A 21,117-nucleotide genomic window follows, 5' to 3' on the forward strand; every position below is an offset into this window, starting at 1 on the left:
TATTTTTTTTGAACATCATGACAAGATTTATGGGTGGGATTTAGTTTGCGGGATTACGTTTCAAATTAGGATTAACATTGAGTTCTGAAAGTGGAATTGGCAAATATTCTTTGCCTGGAGTCCAGGTATTAAAATCTGCATCGTGCGCTTTCAACTCTGCCAGTTTAGCGGGATCATACAGCCATCCCCATCTGATAATGTCATTGATCCTGATAGATTCAATCGAAAATTCCAACGCACGTTCATGTGCCAGCTGCGTTCTCATCTGTACTTGATTCATCCCAGGGCTGGTGGTACTCAGATCTGGCAGATTTGCTCTGTTTCTTACCTGCTGGATATAAGTATAAGCATCTGCAGTATTTCCCATCTCGTTTAAAGCCTCCGCATACATGAGCAGTATGTCTGCATATCTGAGTATCCTGTTATTAATTCCTGAGTTTTCCTGATCGTCATTTCCTGGCCAGTTTAAGCCATCATGCGTATATTTTCTCGGATAGATTGCGGTTAAAGCAAAAGGCCATTTGTTTCCATAAACTGTAATGGAATTATCAGCAGGTTCATAGGAAGCAATAGTGGCCAGTAACCTTGGGTCACTTTTACCATCTTTAGTTTTTTCTATTTTGAATTCATTGTACATCCATCTGGTTGGCAGGAAATCTGAATAACCATAACCATCCATAGCGTAAGTTCTTCCTACAGAGCTCACCTGTTTCCAGTTGGCATTGGGTTCACCTCCATAGTTCATCACCGTTCCGCCTACGGCATCTGGCTGACCAAATTGTACTTCAAACAAGGATTCCACATTGTTTTCATTCACTTCTTTAAAGTTATCTCTGTAGTTAGCCATCAGCGCATATTTTCCCTTCTGGGCTCCATTGATCAGCTCATTAAATTCAGCAGCAGCTTCCATCCATTTCTTTTTATACAAATATGCTTTACCGAGCATGCCTGTAGCTGCTCCTTTAGTAGCACGGCCAGTTTGTCCTGCATCAGGGCCGTTTAAGCCAGCATAAGTAACAGGAAGCACCTCTTTAGCAGCTTTGAAATCAGCAAAAATCTGTGCCCATAAAACTTCATCTGTTGCGGTAGGTGTACGGTATTTTGATTTATCAACCGGCAGTTCTAATGGAACAGGAATATCCCTGTAGGTATTCGCTAAATTGAATAAAGCCAGACCCCGTAAAAAATGTGCCTGCCCGATAATCCGCTTTTTCAATTCTTCATCCATAGCAATTGCAGGTACATTGATGATCACCTGGTTTGCACGCCAGATCAATTGGTAATGTGCTGCCCAGATCCACTGAACGGGTCCGGAATTAGAAGGGATACTAAAGTTTCCGACCTGTACCAGATCCCCCCAGGGACTGTCTCCTGCAAAATCATCACCTCTTACATCGGTAAGGGCTGGAAACATCCGCATATAAGTACCATCCTGGATCAGACTATTATAGATCGCATTTACGCCGGTTTGTGCGTCATCTGCCGTTTTCCAGTAAAGATCTATGGTCTTGGCATTGGGATTTTGCAGGTCGAGCTGTTTTTTACAACCTGTACTTAACAGGCCTAAAAGTATATAGCATAATATTTTTTTCATCAGTATCTATTTGCTTGTTTTTCGCAGTACTTATGTTTTTAATGGTCCTCAGGAGCACTGCGTGGTTAATGGTAATGAAGCTATCCTATCTCTGTTTTCTTAATTCTAAAACCGGGCTTGTAAACCCATCATCAGTGTTCTTGGCGTTGGAAAGGATCCTGGATCGTAACCGGGCTCAAACGGACGGGTCTGTGCAAAATCAGGATTGTATCCTTTATAATACTGGAAGGTGTAAACGTTTTGCGCAGTTGCATAAACTCTGATAGATTGCAACCACTTCACTTTAAGCTTAGGAATCGTGTAGCCAAGAGAAATCGTATTGATTCTCAAATAATCCCCTTTTTGCAGCCAGTCTTTACGATCAGACTCTATTCCGTTCTGATTCGGATCATTTGCCGCCAGTCTTGGATATTCATTATTTGGATTTGCTGGAGTCCACCGGTTTAAAGCATCCTCATGATAATTGAGATAATCAGTAGTATGCATCAGTGTACGATACAAAGATCCATTGATCAGGTTGCCCGCAGCACCAGACAGGAATAAAGTAAAATCAAAACCTTTATAGCCGGCAGTAAAATTCAATCCATAATATACTTTAGGCAAAGAGCTGCCCAGATCAGTGCGGTCAAGATCATTGATTACGCCATCAGGTTTACCATCCGGGCCACTGATATCTTTAAATTTCAAATCGCCCGGAGCAGTAAAGGCATTTTGAAATGCATGGTTTTTAATCTCATCTGTGTTTTGGAAAACTCCTTCAACTACACGCCCGTAATGGCGGCCAATTTCATGTCCGACAGTGTTGACAAATCCACCCACAATTCTGGAAGTTTCTCCACTGCTTAATGCCAGTAAAGTATTTTTCACTGTACTCAGATTACCTGAAACATTATAAGTGAAAGCTCCTTTATGGTTATGATAGCCAATATTAATTTCGATACCCGTATTTCTGATACTCGCTGCATTGGTTAACGGGGCAGTATCATTAGAACCTACAGATGCAGGAATGGGTTCACCAATCAGCGCATCTGTAGCTTTATTATTATAATATTCAGCAGTCAGATCAATTGCTCCATCAAAAAAAGTGGCATCAATTCCAATATTTGATGTCGTTTTTGTTTCCCAATGGATATTTGGATCAATCACATTTGTTTGTGCTCCACCGGTCACTTTAGTTCCGTTGAAGTTATAGACAATGTTAGGATTAAGCAGTGCCAGATATCTGAAATCACCAATATTAGCATTTCCCAGCTGCCCGTACCCACCTCTTAACTTCAATTCTGTAATCCATTTTGGCAGGTGAATAAATGCTTCTTTACTGATTCTCCAGCCTGCTGATATACCAGGGAAATTTCCATACTTATACCCATAACCAAATCTGGATGAGCCATCACGTCTGAAGTTTGCTGTCAGTAAATATTTGTCGTCATAATTATAGTTTAGTCTTCCAAAGAGCCCAAAAAAAGCATAAGGAGTAAGACTTCCGTCTACCGTTTTATTTGTTCCGTTTCCTAAAACAAGATAATTGGGATCTAGTTGTTCCGCATGTCCGGACCTGACCAGAGCTGTATTTTTATTGTAACTCACCCCCAGGACTGCATTGAAAGTATGTTTATCAAATTTCTTATCATAAGTAAGTGTATTATCAACCAGGGCATTTGTATATGTTCTTGAATTATCGTCCAGACGGTTTACGGTTTGTTTGAAGAAAAATCCAAGATCAAATGTTGGCTGAAATGCAAAGTCACGTGCTACAGTTTTATCATAACCTGCATTGACTTTATATTTCAGGCTGTGTCCGTTTAGATTCAATAACTGCGCTTCTGCCCATGCCACACCAAAAATCCGGTCAACTTCTGTAAAGTTTGTAAACATAGAATTCACAGCTGGTACATTTAAAGAAATCGCTCTTTCCCTGTCAGATTGTGTACCTCCATAACCATTAGGCATTGTTGGATCATAAACTAATTGTGTTGGAATGGCAATGACCAGATCGTTGATCAGCGGAGGCCTGCCGCCTGTAAGTACATCTCCGCGAAAAGTCAATGAGTTTTCTTTGGAATGTGTATAGCTTAGTGATTGCCCGAATTTGAAAATCCCTTTGGACTGGGTGGTATTGATCCGTCCCGTATAACGGTTATAATCCGGTCCATTCCCCACAAAAGTACCTCCTTGTTTAAAATAATCCAGAGATACGTTGAATGTGGAGTTTTCACCACCGCCAGAGAAATTCAGGTTATGGTTCATCCGGTACCCTGTTTTCAATCCTTCCTTTTGCCAGTCGGTGTCAATATTCCCTATATATTTTGGACTGGCCGGATCGTTTGCGGGTGCGATGGTCTGCCCTCCATTTAGTTGAGATTCATTATTCAATAACTGATATCCGGCACGGTTAACTACGGGTATTTTCTGCCAGATTTTATCTGCTCCAAAATAGGTGTTGTATTCAATGCTCAGCGGGCTGTTTTTCTTTCCTTGCCTGGTCGTAATAATAATTACCCCGTTTGCTGCTGCTGCACCATAAATTGCTGCCGCAGTTCCATCTTTTAAAACTTGCATGGATTCAATATCATTCGGACTAAAATCACGCGGGGTATTAGATAGCATAATTCCATCTACTACATAAAGTGGCTGCTGATTATTAAAGGAGGCCAGTCCTCTGATACGAATAGTAGGTGAAGCGCCTGGTTGTCCATCGTTTGTCACCGCAATTCCAGCGGTTCTTCCTTGTAATAATTGTCCTATATCACTTGCAGAGGTTTTTTTCAGTTCTTTAGTATTGACAATAGAAACAGAACCTGTCAAATCTTTTTTTAGCTGGGTCCCATAGCCCACTACCACCACTTCGCCTAATTCTTTTACACTTGGCTTCAATTGAATTGCAAGCTGGGGACGCCCGTTAATAGACACCTCCTGCGCAGTAAAACCGATAAGGTTAATAATCAGCACGTCATTTGAAACTGCCTGTATGGCAAAATTACCATTGGCATCTGAAGCTGTTGCACCAGCCTTTCCTTTTATTCTGATCGTAGCACCCGGTAAACCTGCACCACTTTCATCAGCTACTTTCCCTTTAACTGGTGAGGTTTGTGCCAGTACCATGGCCGATAAAAACAGCCCGGTCAGCAGCAGTCCAAACCGGACATAGCGAAAACTATTATTAAGTATATAAATATTCATGAAATCATTATTTAATTAGTGATTGATTAGCTGTTGTTAAGGTGTTTTTCGAATGACCGGCCGGTGAGTTGCTGCTTAATTTGAATAAGGGTATCATGAAGACAACAAGTCTTGTGAAATATAAAGACAGAATGGTCGCTAAAGCAGGTTTAGCCTTTTTAGAGTTGCTCATAACAGGTTAATTATTTGCATGCATCCAGATTAACCACACTCCTTTACAGACCTGGTGATTTCATCTATCCTTGCAAAATTTATATTTGGCCTAATCAATTTGATTGATTAATAATCGAATGTATAAAATAATTATTAATCGTCAAATAGACGTTTATAAAATAAATGTTAATTATACGTTTATAATTATTTATAAACACATAAAAACCCGCATAAAACATATCTAAGGATAGCTTTTTGCGGGTTTAAAAAAATAAAAAACAGCAGAATAAATTAAATAAGATTTGGTAAAGTCTAAAATTAAAATCAATTAAAGTCTAAAAAATTAAGGGGCAGGTACTCATTTTCTTATAATAACAAACTTATGAGACCGGTTATTTCAGTGCCGAAAATTTATATACTGTAGTTGTTTGATATACTTTTCCAGGTTTCAATACAGTAGCAGGAAATGAGGGCTGGTTGGGTGCGTCAGGAAAGTGCTGTGTTTCCAGACAAAAAGCAGAACGGTGAGCATAGCTCACTTTACCTTTACCATCCTGATCTTTACCTGTCAGAAAATTACCGCTATAAAACTGAATTCCTGGTTCTGTTGTAAGAACTTCCATAGCAATGCCAGTTTTAGGACTCATGACTGTTGCTGCTTTACGCAGACCAGATCCGGATCTGAGTACAAAATTATGATCATATCCTTTTCCGTATTCCAGCTGTTCATTTTTATCATTAATTCTTTCGCCAATAAGGGTAGGTTTTGTAAAATCAAATGGTGTACCGCTTACTTTCTCAATTTTGCCGGTTGGAATTAAAGTTTTGTCAACCGGGGTATAGGCATCGGCTTCAATTGTTAATAAATGATCTGTGATCGTTTGATTTCCAGCACCATTTAAATTAAAATAGGCATGATTGGTTAGATTAACTATAGTTGCCTTATCTGTTACTGCGCTATAGCTGATCATAAGCGCATTGTCATCAGTTAACTTATAACTCACTTTCACCGTTAAATTACCTGGATAACCTGCCTCATTATCTTTAGCAAGATAACTCAGCTCTAAAGTTTGTGCATCTGTTTTTTTAGCCGTCCAGACTTTCGAATAAAATCCGTCAGCACCACCGTGCAATGTATTAGTTCCATCATTCACTTGTAATTGATAAGATTTTCCGTCAAGAACAAATTTACCTTTTGCAATACGGTTACCATATCTGCCAATGATTGCACCAAAATAAGGTTCGCCTTTTTTCTGGTAAGATTTTAAACTATCATAACCTAAAACCACATCAGTCAATTTCTGATTCCTGTCTGGAACCAATAAGGAAACCAGACGGCCACCATAATTTGTGATTGCAGCTTCTGCTCCATTCTTATTCTTCAGTGTATACAAGGTTATAGCTTTGCCATCTATATTTCCTTCGAAACCACCGGCTTCCGGAATAATATACTTTGAAACGGAAGCCGAATCGGTAGTTACAGATTTGGACTTCGGGCTGGAATTGCTTTCACACCTGGTTAAGGTGAGTAATAAAATAATGCTCAGATAAATTAAATTATAGTTCTTGTTCATATTAAGTTTTTAAGATTCGGTAATACTAATGTATAAAAAGAATATTAAACGTCAAACTAACGATTAATATCAGTATTATAATAACTTTACATTCAAATTAAGACATCAAATTTTTTATTAATTTAACACAATGACAAAGTATACAAATCAGGACCGGTTCTTAATAGCTGTTGATTGCATTATATTTGGATTTGATGGAGAACACTTAAAACTACTCCTGATCAAAAGAGGTTTTGAACCTGAAAAAGATAAATGGAGTTTAATGGGTGGTTTTGTCGGTCCCAAAGAAAGTCTGGATAATGCTGCCAATAGAGTACTTACCCAGTTAACTGGCCTGGAAGGGGTTTATCTGGAACAGATTCATGCTTATGGTGATCCTTTAAGAGATCCTATTGAACGTACACTTTCTGTGACCTACTTTGCATTAATAGATATCAATAAATATAAAATGCAAATTACGGATCAATATCATGCCGAATGGTTTTTGTTAAAGGATGCTCCAGAACTCATCTTCGATCATGATGAAATGGTAGAAAATGCGAAGAAGAAGATCAGATATAAGGCAGCGCTTCATCCTATACTTTTTGAACTCTTACCAAAAAAATTCACTATACCTCAATTGCAAAGTTTATATGAAGACGTATACAATACCAGTATTGATAACAGAAATTTCATCAGAAAATTAACCTCTACAGGTTTGCTGATCAAACTCCCTGAAAAAGATAAATCAGCGTCAAAAAAAGGTGCTTTTTATTTTAAACTTGACAAGAAAAAGTACGTAGCAAACTTCCAGGCCTTTTTAAACTTCATCCCTAATCCGGATAAATTAATATCCGGCTAAGAGTTTCAGTGAATCAATTGCATCTCAGGTAATATGCAAATCACATCATCCATAAATGATGTGATTTCAAAGGCTTTTTATCTCGTCATATTCACCTGATTCAGAATTGGTTTATCAAGTCCCGTTAATGATTGCTGTTCAGGCTTGTAAAGTTCCAGCACAATAATTTCATTTTCACCTTTCTTAAGCCATTCTACTGGTAAATAAAGCGTTTGCTGCGGCCCTATTTCCCAGTATTTCCCCAGGTTTTTACCATTTACCCAAACCATACCTTTACCCCAGTTTCTCATATCCAGGTAAGTGTCAGCAACCTTATCCAGCATAAATGTTCCTTTTCTGATTACCGGAGTATGATCAGCCCGGTAACCTGGCTTGAATTTTAAACTTTTAACCTCTTTGAAAGGGAATTTGAACATATCCCAATGCTGAAGTTCAGTACCTGCAAAAGTCACCTCAGCTGTAATTCCTTTTTTATTCTTCAGTAAATTAGGGCCATAATTAACCCTGCCAAGGTTTTCCACTAAAATATCAAGAACCACCTTTCCTGGCGCCAGTTTAAGAGACAAACTATCCTGAGCTTTCCTCCGATCCAAAATACCGGCATGTTTTCCATTGATCATGATCACAGCATAGTCCCTCAAACCTTTTATTTTCAGGATCCCTGTCTTACCGCCATCGAGCTGTGTGCGGTACCATACAAATCCATAGGCTTGATTCAGGTCTTCGAAAGTCATTGGTTTGAGGCTATGTACCGGAGCCGTTAAAAGATCTGCTAATTTAATGGCAGATTGAAGCCGGATTGCCGGGATAACCATAGATGGTTTGTTTGCCGGAACTTCCGGAAGCACCTGTCCACCAGGCAAATGACGTTGGATAACTGCCCTGAACTTCATGAACTTATCGGTCGCATTACCTGCTTCATCTAAAGGCGCATCATAATCGTAACTGCTGGTTTGTGGTTCATAAGGGGTTGTATCTTTATCATTGGCCCCATTCATAAAATCACGGGTACTACCTCCGTGGAACATGTACATATTAATGGAAATACCAGCCTTTAATACTGAATCCAGCTTACCTGTATATTGCTCAGCCGGGACGGTATGATGAGGAGTACCCCACCAATCAAACCATGCAGGGTACCATTCTGCTATGAAAAACGGGCCTTTACCATCATTCAAAGTTCTGATTTTACGTTTTACAATTTCAGGATTGTCCTGACCATTAATCGCTGGTAATAATCCTGGCAAATGCCCCTTTTCCAGATCGGACTCCGGATCGCAAGTATATAGCAATCCATCAAATCCTGCTTCACGGAATAGTTTTTGATTAATAGCAAGATATTCTTTGTCATTGCTATAAGAACCATATTCATTTTCTACCTGGATCATGAGTATATTTCCACCATTGCTGATTTGCAGAGGGGCCAATTCCTTACCTAACGCTTTGATATAGGTTAGGTATTCTTTGAGGTACTGGCTTTCCATACTCCTTACAATCAGCCCTTTTTCATTTTGCAACCAGTAAGGATACCCGCCAAATTCCCATTCTGCACAAACATAGGGGCTTGGTCTTAAAATTACCCACAGACCTTCTTCCTTAGCTATTTTCACAAATTCAGCAATGTCATTGTTACCGCTAAAATCAAACTTGTTCTTTTCAGGCTCATGCAGGTTCCAGAACACATAAGTTCCAATCGTATTGAGTCCCATCGCCTTCGCCATCTTCATGCGGTGTCTCCAGGCCTCTCTTGGAACTCTGGGATAATGTATCTCTCCCGAGACGATCTGGAAGGGCTTATTGTCTAATAAAAATGTAGTGTCACCCAGTGCAAAAGTGTGTTGTGCCTGTGCAGGGTTAATTTCAGTGATTATAGCCAGAAGAATGGCCATTAAGAAAAAAGTATATTTTAATATTTTCATTGGCAACTTATCCATATGCTTATTTTTCATCAGTTAGAAGTGTAGTTATTGACTCAGGTGGAACACGAATCAAATTTGAATTTGATGTGGAAGGAGCCAGGTTTAATGTAGTTGATGTGGTATAGGTTTTTATTTGTTTTTTGTTAATGCCATTGATTTCAAGTAACGCGGCTTCTTTTCTGGAATTGACAACTACAATGATAATTTTCCCCTGGCTGCGGAAACCGGATACGTAAACCTGATCAGCGTTCTCCAGTTTCACAGGTAACCTGTGGCTCCCTGCAGGTATAAAGCGGCTATAGTTCCCCAGGGCCCAAAGCATTTTGCTTTCGTATACTTTGCCATCCTTCTTGTTTTTATCTATATAAACCAATCCGTCTTTATAATCATTTGGTGAAATGGCAAGCCACCATTGCCAGGAGGTTGCATTGGCATAGCTTAAATCGTGGTGAATAAGTTTTGCTATAAATAATGCTGGAGAAATCCCAGTATCCCGTCCTTCTCCTTTCATCAGGCTGTCTCCGAGAATACAGTACTCCGACATCCAAAAGCGGAGACCCTTAATTTTTTCTACTTCACTGGCAACTGCATTTCTTATCCGTACTGATCTATCTTCAGAACTTGTGGTAAAATAACTATGTCCTGAAATGCTTTGGTCTACATTGTACAGGTCACCAAGATAACCCGGAGATTTTTGATCAAAGAAATAGCTTACTTGCCGGCTTTTGAGCGAATCTTTGTGATTGGTCAGGTAATCCAGCTGCCCGGCTTCTGCAATTTGTATCTTAGTATTAAGATCTGCCTTTTTCAGTGACAAACTTAGTGCTCTGGTTAGCTGGGCGATCTCCTTGTTTGTATAAGGGGAGCCTTCCTGCTTAGCCTCATTCCACTTCCACTGAGGTTCATTTACAGGACTGATGTAATTTAATGTTATGCCTGTATGTTTTTTTATGATTTGAATGTTGCTGATCAGATCCTGACAGAAAGCAGTTGTTTTGCTAAAGTCGAAGTTACATTTGCCATCACCAGAATAAGATTTCCCGTTTAAAGTAAAATTAACATGAGGACTGTTGACAAACCCCAGAAAATTCTTCACGCCCCTTGCCTTAGCCGCGCTCATGAACCACAGCTGGCCCGGCATAGCATACTCATCATATTTTCCATTTAATTTTAAAAATGAAGCCTGTCTCCGCCATTCGTTTTTGATATCGCTTGCTTCCCCCTGTTCTATACTTCCGGCGCCTATACTGAAACGCCAGAAATTCAGGCCAATCCCAATTGGCTTTCCCTGATGATCAAGCTCGCGGCTAAAAAGCAAATCTGCCATCTTCTTCTTTTTTTCTTCCGGCCATAACCCCGCATACTGACAAGACCAGGCATCAGAAGCACCAAATCCCTCAATGACCTGTGCAGGATGCCGGAGATTGATTTCAACTTTAACAGGATTGATCCCCTGCCCGCTTATCAAAAAAGGAAGCGCCATCAATATTTCAAAAAATATAATTGCAATAGCAGAACTTTTAGTTCCGGACATATCTTTCTGATTAGAATAAAGGATAAACGTCCGGAAAGGTTAATTCCGGACGTCTTTAAATTTGAACAGATTTACATTGACCAGATTTAATACCCGGTATTTTGTTTCAGCAGGTTGCCTGAAGCAAGAATTTCGGCCCTTGGAATTGGCAGCCAGTAATGTTTGGGTTCGAATTTGCGCCCATCCAGTGCTATCTTTGAGGTATAGGTAAAGCTGCCATCCGTATTTTTAGTAATGATCACGCCTCTGCATGGCAAATTCTCGGTCACTTCAGCGATTTTCCATCTCCTGACATCATAGAAACGATGTTCTTCAAATGCCAGCTCGATCTGACGCTCATGTCTGATCGCTGTTTGCATGTCGGTCTGAGATGCTGCTGTTACTGCCGGCATGTTTACCCCTGCTCTGGAGCGGATCATGTTGATGGCCTGACGTGCACTCATCGTTGCTCCAGGCCCTACTACATCTGGTCCATAGGCTTCATTTGAAGCTTCGGCAAGATTAAGCAGTATTTCAGCATATCTGAAATAAATCCATGGCTGGAAACCCGCATTACCCCAGGGATTTTGTAAAGGATAAGCATCGTTCATGAACTTCTTAAGATAGTAACCCGTTTTTGTGGTGTTCCAGTTGTCATTTCCATCCTTGCTGTCTCTTCCACCCGGTATAAAAGTTTCTATATTACGTTCGCGGTATGGAGCGCCATTATACAAGACAGTAGCTTTAAAGCGCGGATCGCGGTTTTCATAGGGTTTGGCCGGATCATAAAGCGGGTTGGTGATATTTGCTGGTAAACCGTTGGTCAGATCATAGGCCTCTACCATGGTCTGGGTTGGTGTATTTCCTGCCCACCCTCCATAGCCATTTGGTCCGTTTGCAATTTCCAGATGCACGTGATTGGCATTCTTGGTGTAAAGGCGTTCGAATATAGACTCATTAGTTTGATTGGTCAAAAATAAATTACCATACCCTCCCTGATAAATGCTGTATTTATTGAGGCTGATGACTTGTTGTGCCGCTGCAACAGCAGCTTCCCAGCTACCTGCAGCATATAAAGGGCTGGCTGCATAAAGTGTAAGTCTTGATTTTAATGCCAGTGCAGCACCTTTTGTTGCCCTGCCCGCAAGCCATTCACCACTATTGTCCAGCGGTAATTTAGATACTGCGTCATCCAGCTGGGCGATTGCGTAATCCATCCCTGCTTTAATTGTAGCTCGTTCAAATAAGGCCGGGTCCTGCAGATTATCTTTTAAACCCAGTACCTGATCTCCCACCAGTACCACTTTTCCATAATTCCGGATCAGGTCCTGATAACGGAATGCCCGTATAAATTTGATCTCTCCTTCAAGCCTTTTTTTACGACCCGCACTCATCTGGATTTTGGTTAAAACACTTAATGCATAATTGCATTCACGTATACTCCGGTAACTTCTGCCCCATAGTGAGCCTAGTGCACCCAGGTTCTCGGGCGCCAGCTGCCCCCGCTGGATCAGCCAGGTATCGTCGTCATTGTTATAAACGGATTCGTCAGTCAGCGAGCTCCACATACTATATTCAAAACCCCGCCCGAATCCGGGATTGGTTCCTTCTGCTTCTTTACTCTGAAGTCTTGTACCAATATAAGAATTGACTACAAAAGCTTCAAATACTGCTGTATCGGTTTCCAGGGTAACGGTGGGGATTCTGTCAGTTGCAGTAACGTCCAGAAAATCTTTTTTACATGAACTCAGTGCCAGTGCACTAACTAATAAAATAAAAACTGGTATGCTATATTTGTACTTCATTTTGATAAGATTTAGAATTTAACGTTTGCGCCTAAATTGATGATCCGCTGTTGAGGATAGAACTGCCCGCTTTCACTGCTGCCCTCCGGATCATAATCTTTTACTTTAGTGATAGTAAACAGATTGAATGCACTTGCAAACACCCTCAATCCCGAGATTTTCATTTTTGACAGAAAATCTGCTTTTACGTTATAAGCCAGTTCGACATTTTTAAGTCGCAGAAAAGCTGTGTTATTAAGCCAGAAATTATTTTTATAACCTCCGCCACTGATTGAATTAGACGCCCGTTCAGACACCTTAGGGAAAGTACCGTTTGGATTAGCAGCACTAAACCTGTTATCAGCCCAGCTGCTGTAAAAGTTACCGATACTGCCTGATTCGGGAAGTACATACTGGCTTACCTGTGCCTGGCCTGCAAATAATACAGACAGGTCGAAATTTTTATACGAGGCATTGAGGTTAAAACCATAAGTAATCTGTGGGATGTTACCGTATTTTGTCCTGGCCATATCGTCCGCATTCAGTACACCATCTCCGTTAAGATCCTGATAGATCAAATCACCAACCTTTGCACCTGGAACATGCGGAGTATTATTCAGCTCTGCCTGGGTACGGAAAATCCCTGTACTATTGTACAAAAGGTAAGTATTCAATGGACGGCCTGTCTGCCGCTGGTCTTTTAAGGTACCGGAAGCTTCATCAATAAAGATGATTTTGCTTTTTGCATAAGTGAAGTTACCTGAAATGCCCCAGTTGAATTCATTGCCACGATGAGTATAGCCAAGTGTAGCCTCAAGCCCCTCACTGTTAACTTTACCTATGTTTTCTGAGGGTACTAAAGGATTGTAATTCGAGGAGCCGTCATTATAAGGGTTAACAATACCTGATGAACCAGGAAGGGATGCATTACGTGAGGAAAGAATATCAGAACGCTTTTGTTTGAAATAAATGGCTTCAAAAGTAAAGTTCTTCAGGAAGGTTGCATTCATACCAATATCCAGTTTCCGGGATACTTCCCAGGTAATGTCAGGATTGGCCAGTTTCGACAAGCCGACTCCCGGCTGGATGGCTGGCGTCCCTCCAGGTGCCTGTGCCACAAAGCCGTTCCCTGCTAAAATGTAATTATCATAATATTGAAAAGCATTTACGTTGTCATTACCCAGCGATCCGTACGAAGCCCTGAGTTTCAACTCATCAAAGAATTTGATGTTTTCAAACCATTTCTCTTTATTGATACGCCAGCCTGCAGAGACTGAAGGAAAGGTTCCCCACTGTTTGCCTTTAGAAAAAATTGAAGATCCGTCACGACGAAGTTGTCCTTCAAACAGGTATTTGTCATCATAGGTATAAGCCAGTTTACTAATGATACTCCTTCTGGTATAGTTTGAACTAAAACCGGAGTTCAGAAAATCAGTAGCGGCTGTTCCACCCTGGGATAACTCAGGCAACTGGTTAGAGAGGTAATTGAAACGCTGGGCGTCAAAAAATTCAATATTATTGCTGCTTTGTTCAAAGCCTGCAAAAGCATTGATATCATGCTTGCCAAAGCGGCGTGCGTAATTTAATTTGATGTTTGAAGTCAAGAGTGATTCGCGCCGCTGAGATTCCTTTAATGTCGCTTTCTGATTATTTCCACCGTAAATCCCCTGGTTATATACTCCGGTTGATGCATTGTAGTCATAGAGTACATAAGGTTTGTCAAAGGTCTTTACAAAAGTATTGAGTTTATCCACAGCGAAGAACCCATCAGCTGATAATCCTTCAATTCCCGGGATCTGATAACTGCCTTTTAAAATAGCATTTAACACTTGTGTAGGGCTTTTACTTGTACCGCCCAGATCTGTTACCAGAACAGCAGGATTTGAGCCTTCTATACCTCTTGTTGGTAATCCATTTGGATAGAATGGAGCTACAATAGGTTTAGAGCGGTAAAGTGAACGGAACAGATCATCAGCTTTAGTAATTGGAAATTCACGGTTTTCTTCCCTTCCGGCCAGTGATAATCCGATTTTCAGGCGTTTACTGATATTAGCATCAATATTTGACCGGAAATTGTATTGTTTATAGCTGGTTACTCCATTTTTAAAGAGTCCGTTCTGATTAATAGCTCCTAGTGAAACAAAATATTTAACGTCTTCAGTACCACCACTTACAGACAGGCTGTGCTGACTTTGTGTGGTCACATCCTTAAGTACGGTCTTAGTCCAGTTTGTATTTGGAAACAATAACGGATCGGACCCATCCCTGAATTTTTGTATCTGCGCATCACTGTAGGACTGATTCATTCCTCCTGATGGACTGGAATCAAAATTGATCTCATTCATGATCTGTGCATAAGTCGCAGCATCTGCAAGTTTTGGTAAACGTGTCGGGGAACTGAAACCCTGATTAAAACTGTAATTGATTGTAGGTTTACCAGTCTTACCTCTTTTAGTAGTCACTAAAATAACACCATTGGCAGCGCGGTTTCCATAAATTGCAGCCGAGGCATCTTTCAATACCGATATACTTTCAATATCATTTGGATCCAGACGTTCCAGTCCGCCAACTTGTCCTGGAACTCCGTCAACTACGACCAGCACACTGTTACTGCCGGTTGTTGCCTGCCCCCGAATGGTGATACTTGATCCATCATAACCTGGCTCCCCGCCTCTGTTGCTGATCACTACACCGGAAAATCTCCCTGCAAGCGCGTTAGACAGGTTGGGTTGCGGGCTTTTAACCAGGTCGGAACCTTTAACCTGCGAGATTGAACCTGTTACAGTTTCTTTTTTTTGAGTACCATAACCTACAACAATCAGTTCGTTCAGCGATCTGTCATCGGCCGAAAGCCTGGCATCCACAACAGTTTTTCCATTCACAGGAAGTTCCATGCTGGCATAACCTACATAGCTAAATACCAGTACAGCATTATCGGAAGAAACCTTAATGGAGTATTTACCCTGTGCATTGGTAACCGTTGTAATGGCCGTACCCTTGACAGTGACGCCAACACCAGGAAACACACCCCCTTTTTCATCGTGGACCGTACCGCTTATCACTTGCTGACGGACATTTAAGGTCGTCATTTCAGAAGCTTTTGTAGACTGGACTGAGAGCAGCAAGGCATTTATTGCAGTTACAACAAATACTTTTTTTGTCAACAGCCAAAAGGGAGAATATACGTTTTGTATAACTTTTCTCATATCGCTTTATATTTGGTTTAGTGTTTTAGTTAATCTTTTAACGAATGAATCAGGCAGGCATTTGCTCAGGGCCTGGCCGGAATTCAGGTATTTCGAATAGCTTAACCGGGGCTAAATTCGATGGTTTCAAAGAGAATGAAAGGGGGTAAACAGACAATTTTTAAGGGGTAAATACCCGGTTTTATAATCAAAAACATAAAAACAGAAGTTTATAATAAAAAATGAGGGATGACGGGCAATTACGAATCAAAGCGGCCCGGATTTGTTTTGATGCCTTTGCCAAGGCTGATCTGATTAGAAAAGTTCTTTCTGTATTTCCTGATATAATCAGAAGGATTCATGTTAAAGAGTTTATGAAACTGCGCTCTGAAATACTTACTATCAATAATCCCAACCATAAACATGGTTTCAGATATAGTATTATCTGTATTGATAAATATTTCGGCCGCCTTCCGAAGCCGGATAAAGCGGATAAAACTGTTGGAGGATCTGCCGGATATAGATTTAATTTTAACAAACAAGTTGGACCGGGACATGCCAATCTCATCCGCAAGTACCTGAATATTAAAATTTGGATCGGTGATGTACAACTCTACAATCTGAATACACTGCTGGAGAAAATCCCTGTATTCTGCTGAGATCTTCGAATTATTTGGATTCAGCGTAATCTCATTGTAGAAATATTTCTGAAGGCTGTTCTTGCTTTTCAAAATCCCAGCCACCCTGGCCATCAGCAAATCTTTATCAAAAGGTTTACTAATATAATCATCAGCACCAATTTCCAGTCCTTTCAATTTAATTTCAGGAGAGGTACTGGCCGTTAATAGTACTACCGGGATATGACATAAAGCAGCGTCTTCCTTGACCAGGCTACAAATCTCTATCCCGGTAATCCCCTGCATCATTACATCGCTGATAATAAAATCAGGGAGTATTTCACGAATCATCTCCATCCCCTGCTCCCCACTTTCTGCAACAAACAATTGATACTGTGCTTTGAAAATTCCAATTAAGTAATTCCTGATGGATGGATTGTCATCTATAATCAGGATTGATTTTTTTTCTGATGTCAGGGCATGATCATACTGCTCAGTAATGAGCTGTTCTGATTGGATTCCATGTTCATCCCCACTCAATTCCATTAACAGCTGAGAACTCATTCCTGTTTCCGGAATAAGCTGATCAGGATTGATGTGGCACTTTCCTTTCAACAATTCAACCGAAAAAGTAGTCCCTTGATTAGTGATACTCTTATAGGTAATAGAACCACCATGGCTTTCAATGAAATTACGCACCAAAAATAACCCTATTCCAAACCCCGTTCTTAAAGAACTATTTTCATCTGCTTCCTGATAAAACCTGTTATAGATTTTCTCCCCGGCTACTTCAGGAATGCCACAACCTGTATCACTGATTTGTATAGTTAGCCTGTCGGATGCTTCAAGAATTTCAAGTTTTACACTTCCCCCGTCCGGGGTAAACTTAATCGCATTTGACAGCAAATTAAAAATAGCAATTTCTAATTTTTCCCTATCAGCGTATATCCAGATATGCGTTGCAGCACTCAGAAATTCATAACTGATATTTCTTGAGCTGGCGAGGTGAGAAAAACATAAGTAAACTTCTTTACACAGGTTCACAATTTCCAGATCAGCGGCCTTCAGCAAATCAGCCCCGGAATCCGCTTTTCTGAAAAGCAGTAACTGATCAACCAGGCTAAGGAGACGTTTTGCATTCCGATATACAATATTAAGGTTACTGATATCCACATTTTTATCATCATGATACAAGAGTTCCTTTATCGGATTTATAATTAAGGTAAGTGGTGTACGAAATTCATGGGAGATATTAGTGAAAAAGGAGAGTTTCTTTTCGCTGAGCTCTTTTTCCTTTTCACTTTCTATACTGGCCACCTTTATCTTGTATTTCAGCTCATATTGTTTCTTCCTGTAAATAAAGTACAAATAAATCAGCAGACCGGTTGCAACTGCATAAATCACATAAGCCCACCATCTCCAGTACCATGGCGAGCGAATGCAGATGATCAGCACCCTGCCCTCTTTGTTCCAGACCCCATCGTTATTGGAAGCCCGGATCCAGAGTTTATAGGTTCCCGGGTTTAAGTTGGTATAGGTGGCTTTACGCTGCGTACCTACGTAATTCCATTTTTTATCAAATCCAATCAGCATATAGGCGTACTTATTTTTTTCCGAATAGCGGTAATTGAGTCCAACAAATTCAAAGGAAAACACACTCTGTTCATAATCCAGCGTCAGTTCGGTTGCGATATTCAGGTTTTGTCTGAGTGGCCCTCCCGGATCAGCAACAATGGATTTGTTGAACAGTTGAAAATCTGTAAAATAAACCGGAGGTACAATCTTATTAAATTGGATGGTAAGCGGATTGAATTTAATTACCCCCCCTCGTGCTCCGGCAAGATAAATACTTTCCCCATTATTGAACATTACCGAATTCACATACACACCATCTGCCTCATCAAAATTGTTGATGACCATATTTGCAGGGTTTAATTTTGATAACCCGTTTTCAGTAGTTACCCAGATGTTACCTTTACGATCTTCTGTAACATCCCTGAACACATTACTGGAAAAACCATCAACTTTAGAATAAACTACAAACTGCTTGCGCTTAAAATCATACTTATTAAGTCCATCTGGCGTGGAAACCCAGATATTGTTACCTGAATCCCGGAATAGCCCTCTGATTATATTACTGCTAACTCCACTCCCGGAGTGTTCCGCAGGCCCGAAAACCCGGAAACGGCCAGTAACAGGATTAAAGTGGTTCAATCCACCACCATAAGTTCCAATCCATATCTCCCCATTCTGATCCTTTAATAAAGAATAGAGGTGGTTATTACTTAAGGCATATTTGTCATTCTTATTGCTGTAATAATGCTTAAAAGTATTGTTGAAGCTATTGTAAATTTTCAGGCCAGCATCAGTAGCCAGATAATAAACACCAGGCTCAGCTTCCAGAATGTCCCTGAAAACATCCTCATTGAAGAGACTGCCCAAAACAGAATGATGGGAATGGTGGGAAAATTCCTTTTTTTGCAGATCATAACTATCGAATCCATCTTCAGTTAAGATCCACAGGGTTCCTCTGGAATCAAAATAAAGTTTACTGATGTCATTACTTTTGAGGCTGTTTTTCGTTCCGTTTTTCTTCAGAGCTGAGAGTTGTCCGGTTCGGTAATCGAATACAAACAAGCCCTTATTCGTACCGATCCAAAGACGGTCATCTTTACTTGCTATGCTTTTTACTTCAGCATTGCCTAGTTTCAGGTCTTTCAGCTCAAACTTATATTGTTTACTGTCAATTTTCAAAAACCCATTCTTAGCGTTGATCCAGATGATGTTATCCTTATCTTTATAGGCACCACCAAAAGGATAATTTACCAGGTTTTTAATCGCCTCCCATTTATTGTTCCGGGTATCCAGCCAGTAAAAGCCATTATTTCCACCAACAAGCAAAATACGCTCTGTTAAAGGCAGGATACTATAAACTCCTGTACTACTTTTATCAGGAGGTGTAATTGCAGTAAAGGAATTTGTTCTGGTATCAAAGCGAAATAATCCGTTCCAGTAGGTACCCACCCATATCACCCCGTTTTTATCAGAGGTGAGCGTCCAGATATCGTTTGGGTTTTTGGATCCGGGCAACTGCTTTTGCCGGAAATTACTGAAGCACTGCGTACGTTTGTCGAACCTGTTTAACCCTCCGCTCCAGTTTCCCAGCCAAAGTTGTCCCTGTTTATCTTCAATAATAGAATTAACAGACTTGCCGACCATGGTATAGGGCAATTTAGAATTGGGCTGATAGGCGGTAAAGGATCTGGTAGATTCGTGATACCTGTTAAAGCCATCATCAGTTCCTACCCATATTATCCCCTGTCTGTCGCAGAGCAATGCCCATATTTTGTTATTACTAATAGATAAGGGAAGCGATTCTTTGTGATAAAAGGACTGGAATTTTTCGGTCATCGGATCCATCCTGTTCAAGCCGTCCATTGTACCTACCCATAACATTCCTTTCCGGTCTTCCACAATACTGCTTACAAAATTGTTACTGATAGAAGTACTGTCAGCAGGCTTGTGATTAAAAATTTTGAAGGTGTAACCATCAAAACGGCACAGACCATTTTCTGTACCAACCCATATAAACCCTCTGCTATCCCTGAAGGTGGCAGTTGTACTTTTAGATGGAAGTCCATCAGCAATGGTATAGGTTTTAAATGCATAATCACCATAGAGTGACTTTCCACTATTTTCCGACCATAACTGCGCCCGGACAGCATAAGGTTGAATTCCAGAAAAAACAACAAAAATAATCAGCTGCAGTAAACGCATTTTTGTAGTTATTGAATTCGTTAGCTCATTAATGACAAACAATATCTTTGTAATCAACACCCGGATTACCTGATATCCCATTTTCTTAACAATATTTTTGCTTCCCGTGCAGTAATTGGAAGAACTGTACCATGCCGCGGATGAAAATCCATCTTTACATCATGATCAATCACAGTGAAATGTTTTAAATCTTTTGTTTTGGTAAATTGATAGCGGCCTTTTGTATAGACATCATACATCAGGATATACCCTTCTCCTGTATTAAGTTTAAAAACCCCGGCACCTTCTACAGGATCTGTCGTCTGCTGCACATCAGGGAATCGCTTCTGGATGTTCACAATGCTTGAAGTCCAGTTCACAAGATCTGCAGACTTTAACAGTACCATTGCCCGGTTAGCATCCCAGCCTTTAGCTGCAACCATATCTGTCACAACCATATAAAAGGTCTTCCCATCCGATCCGCGTAAAATATGCGGATCACGTACTCCCCCCGTTAAACTGATTGCAGCAGAACTGATTACGGGCTGATTATGGTTTAATGCACGATAGGTATAACCGTCATTACTGATCGCAAAATGGATGGATTCTTCTAACCCCTTATTACCAGTAAAATAAGTAAAAAGATAAGCCGTATTTTTTGATTTCTGGGCCATCGCAGACCATCCCGTCAGTGTAAAAATAATAACGTTCATCAATAGCGTACGATAATAAATCAGCAGCCCCGGCCGCAACTTCAAAAAATTCATACCTGGCTCTTGTTCTGGATTATCTGGTTTGTTTGTTGACTAAGCAGCGAGGCTTTATTGCAGCCCAGGCTAATGTATAAATTTTAAATTAAATGTCAAATGAACGATTATTATTTATTTTGAAATTTCATCCCCACCCCAAAAAGCATCTGATAAGCCTGTAAATAATGAAATCTGAAATAAATTTCAGAATAATTTTCATTTCTCAAAAAAATAAACGTTAATTAGACGTTT

Annotated in this window: 10 protein-coding genes; 1 reads left to right on the top strand and 9 read right to left on the bottom strand. The window is 40.4% G+C overall.

The genetic code is table 11. The annotated features are described in order from the left end of the window. Positions 1-40: 40 nt before the first annotated feature. The 3 genes from AB3G38_RS09525 to AB3G38_RS09535 all read right to left on the bottom strand — a co-directional run bounded on the left by AB3G38_RS09525 (position 41) and on the right by AB3G38_RS09535 (position 6,501). Positions 41-1,594: a RagB/SusD family nutrient uptake outer membrane protein gene (locus tag AB3G38_RS09525; RefSeq protein ID WP_367868254.1), complete on the bottom strand. Its 1,554-nt coding sequence runs from the start codon at positions 1,592-1,594 to the stop codon at positions 41-43. A 105-nt stretch (positions 1,595-1,699) separates the two neighbouring features. After that, complete coding sequence (locus AB3G38_RS09530) at positions 1,700-4,774, bottom strand: SusC/RagA family TonB-linked outer membrane protein (protein ID WP_367868255.1); 3,075 nt, start codon at positions 4,772-4,774, stop codon at positions 1,700-1,702. A gap of 545 nt (positions 4,775-5,319) precedes the next feature. Then, positions 5,320-6,501: an aldose epimerase family protein gene (locus tag AB3G38_RS09535; RefSeq protein WP_367868256.1), complete on the bottom strand. Its 1,182-nt coding sequence runs from the start codon at positions 6,499-6,501 to the stop codon at positions 5,320-5,322. A gap of 130 nt (positions 6,502-6,631) precedes the next feature. Here AB3G38_RS09535 and AB3G38_RS09540 point away from each other — a divergent pair, with 130 nt between their 5' ends. Continuing rightward, positions 6,632-7,342: an NUDIX domain-containing protein gene (locus AB3G38_RS09540; RefSeq protein WP_367868257.1), complete on the top strand. Its 711-nt coding sequence runs from the start codon at positions 6,632-6,634 to the stop codon at positions 7,340-7,342. Positions 7,343-7,419: 77 nt separating this feature from the next. On the opposite strand, the gene AB3G38_RS09545 is transcribed toward AB3G38_RS09540, so the two are convergent. The 6 genes from AB3G38_RS09545 to AB3G38_RS09570 all read right to left on the bottom strand — a co-directional run bounded on the left by AB3G38_RS09545 (position 7,420) and on the right by AB3G38_RS09570 (position 20,829). Continuing rightward, complete coding sequence (locus AB3G38_RS09545) at positions 7,420-9,291, bottom strand: beta-galactosidase (protein WP_367868258.1); 1,872 nt, start codon at positions 9,289-9,291, stop codon at positions 7,420-7,422. Beyond that, positions 9,281-10,795 carry a glycoside hydrolase gene (locus AB3G38_RS09550; protein WP_367868259.1) on the bottom strand — a complete coding sequence of 505 codons (1,515 nt, stop codon included), beginning with the start codon at positions 10,793-10,795 and terminating at the stop codon, positions 9,281-9,283. Before AB3G38_RS09550 ends, AB3G38_RS09545 begins: the two co-directional genes overlap by 11 nt. 86 nt (positions 10,796-10,881) lie before the next feature. Continuing rightward, complete coding sequence (locus AB3G38_RS09555) at positions 10,882-12,579, bottom strand: RagB/SusD family nutrient uptake outer membrane protein (RefSeq protein WP_367868260.1); 1,698 nt, start codon at positions 12,577-12,579, stop codon at positions 10,882-10,884. 11 nt (positions 12,580-12,590) lie between these two features. Continuing rightward, positions 12,591-15,764, bottom strand: coding sequence for a SusC/RagA family TonB-linked outer membrane protein (locus AB3G38_RS09560; protein WP_367868261.1), 3,174 nt, complete (start codon positions 15,762-15,764; stop codon positions 12,591-12,593). A 239-nt stretch (positions 15,765-16,003) separates the two neighbouring features. Then, positions 16,004-20,218, bottom strand: coding sequence for a two-component regulator propeller domain-containing protein (locus AB3G38_RS09565; protein ID WP_367868262.1), 4,215 nt, complete (start codon positions 20,216-20,218; stop codon positions 16,004-16,006). Continuing rightward, positions 20,203-20,829 carry a hypothetical protein gene (locus AB3G38_RS09570; RefSeq protein WP_367868263.1) on the bottom strand — a complete coding sequence of 209 codons (627 nt, stop codon included), beginning with the start codon at positions 20,827-20,829 and terminating at the stop codon, positions 20,203-20,205. Before AB3G38_RS09570 ends, AB3G38_RS09565 begins: the two co-directional genes overlap by 16 nt. Positions 20,830-21,117: the final 288 nt, after the last annotated feature.

It is taken from the genome of Pedobacter sp. WC2423 (genome assembly GCF_040822065.1).
GTDB lineage: Bacteria > Bacteroidota > Bacteroidia > Sphingobacteriales > Sphingobacteriaceae > Pedobacter.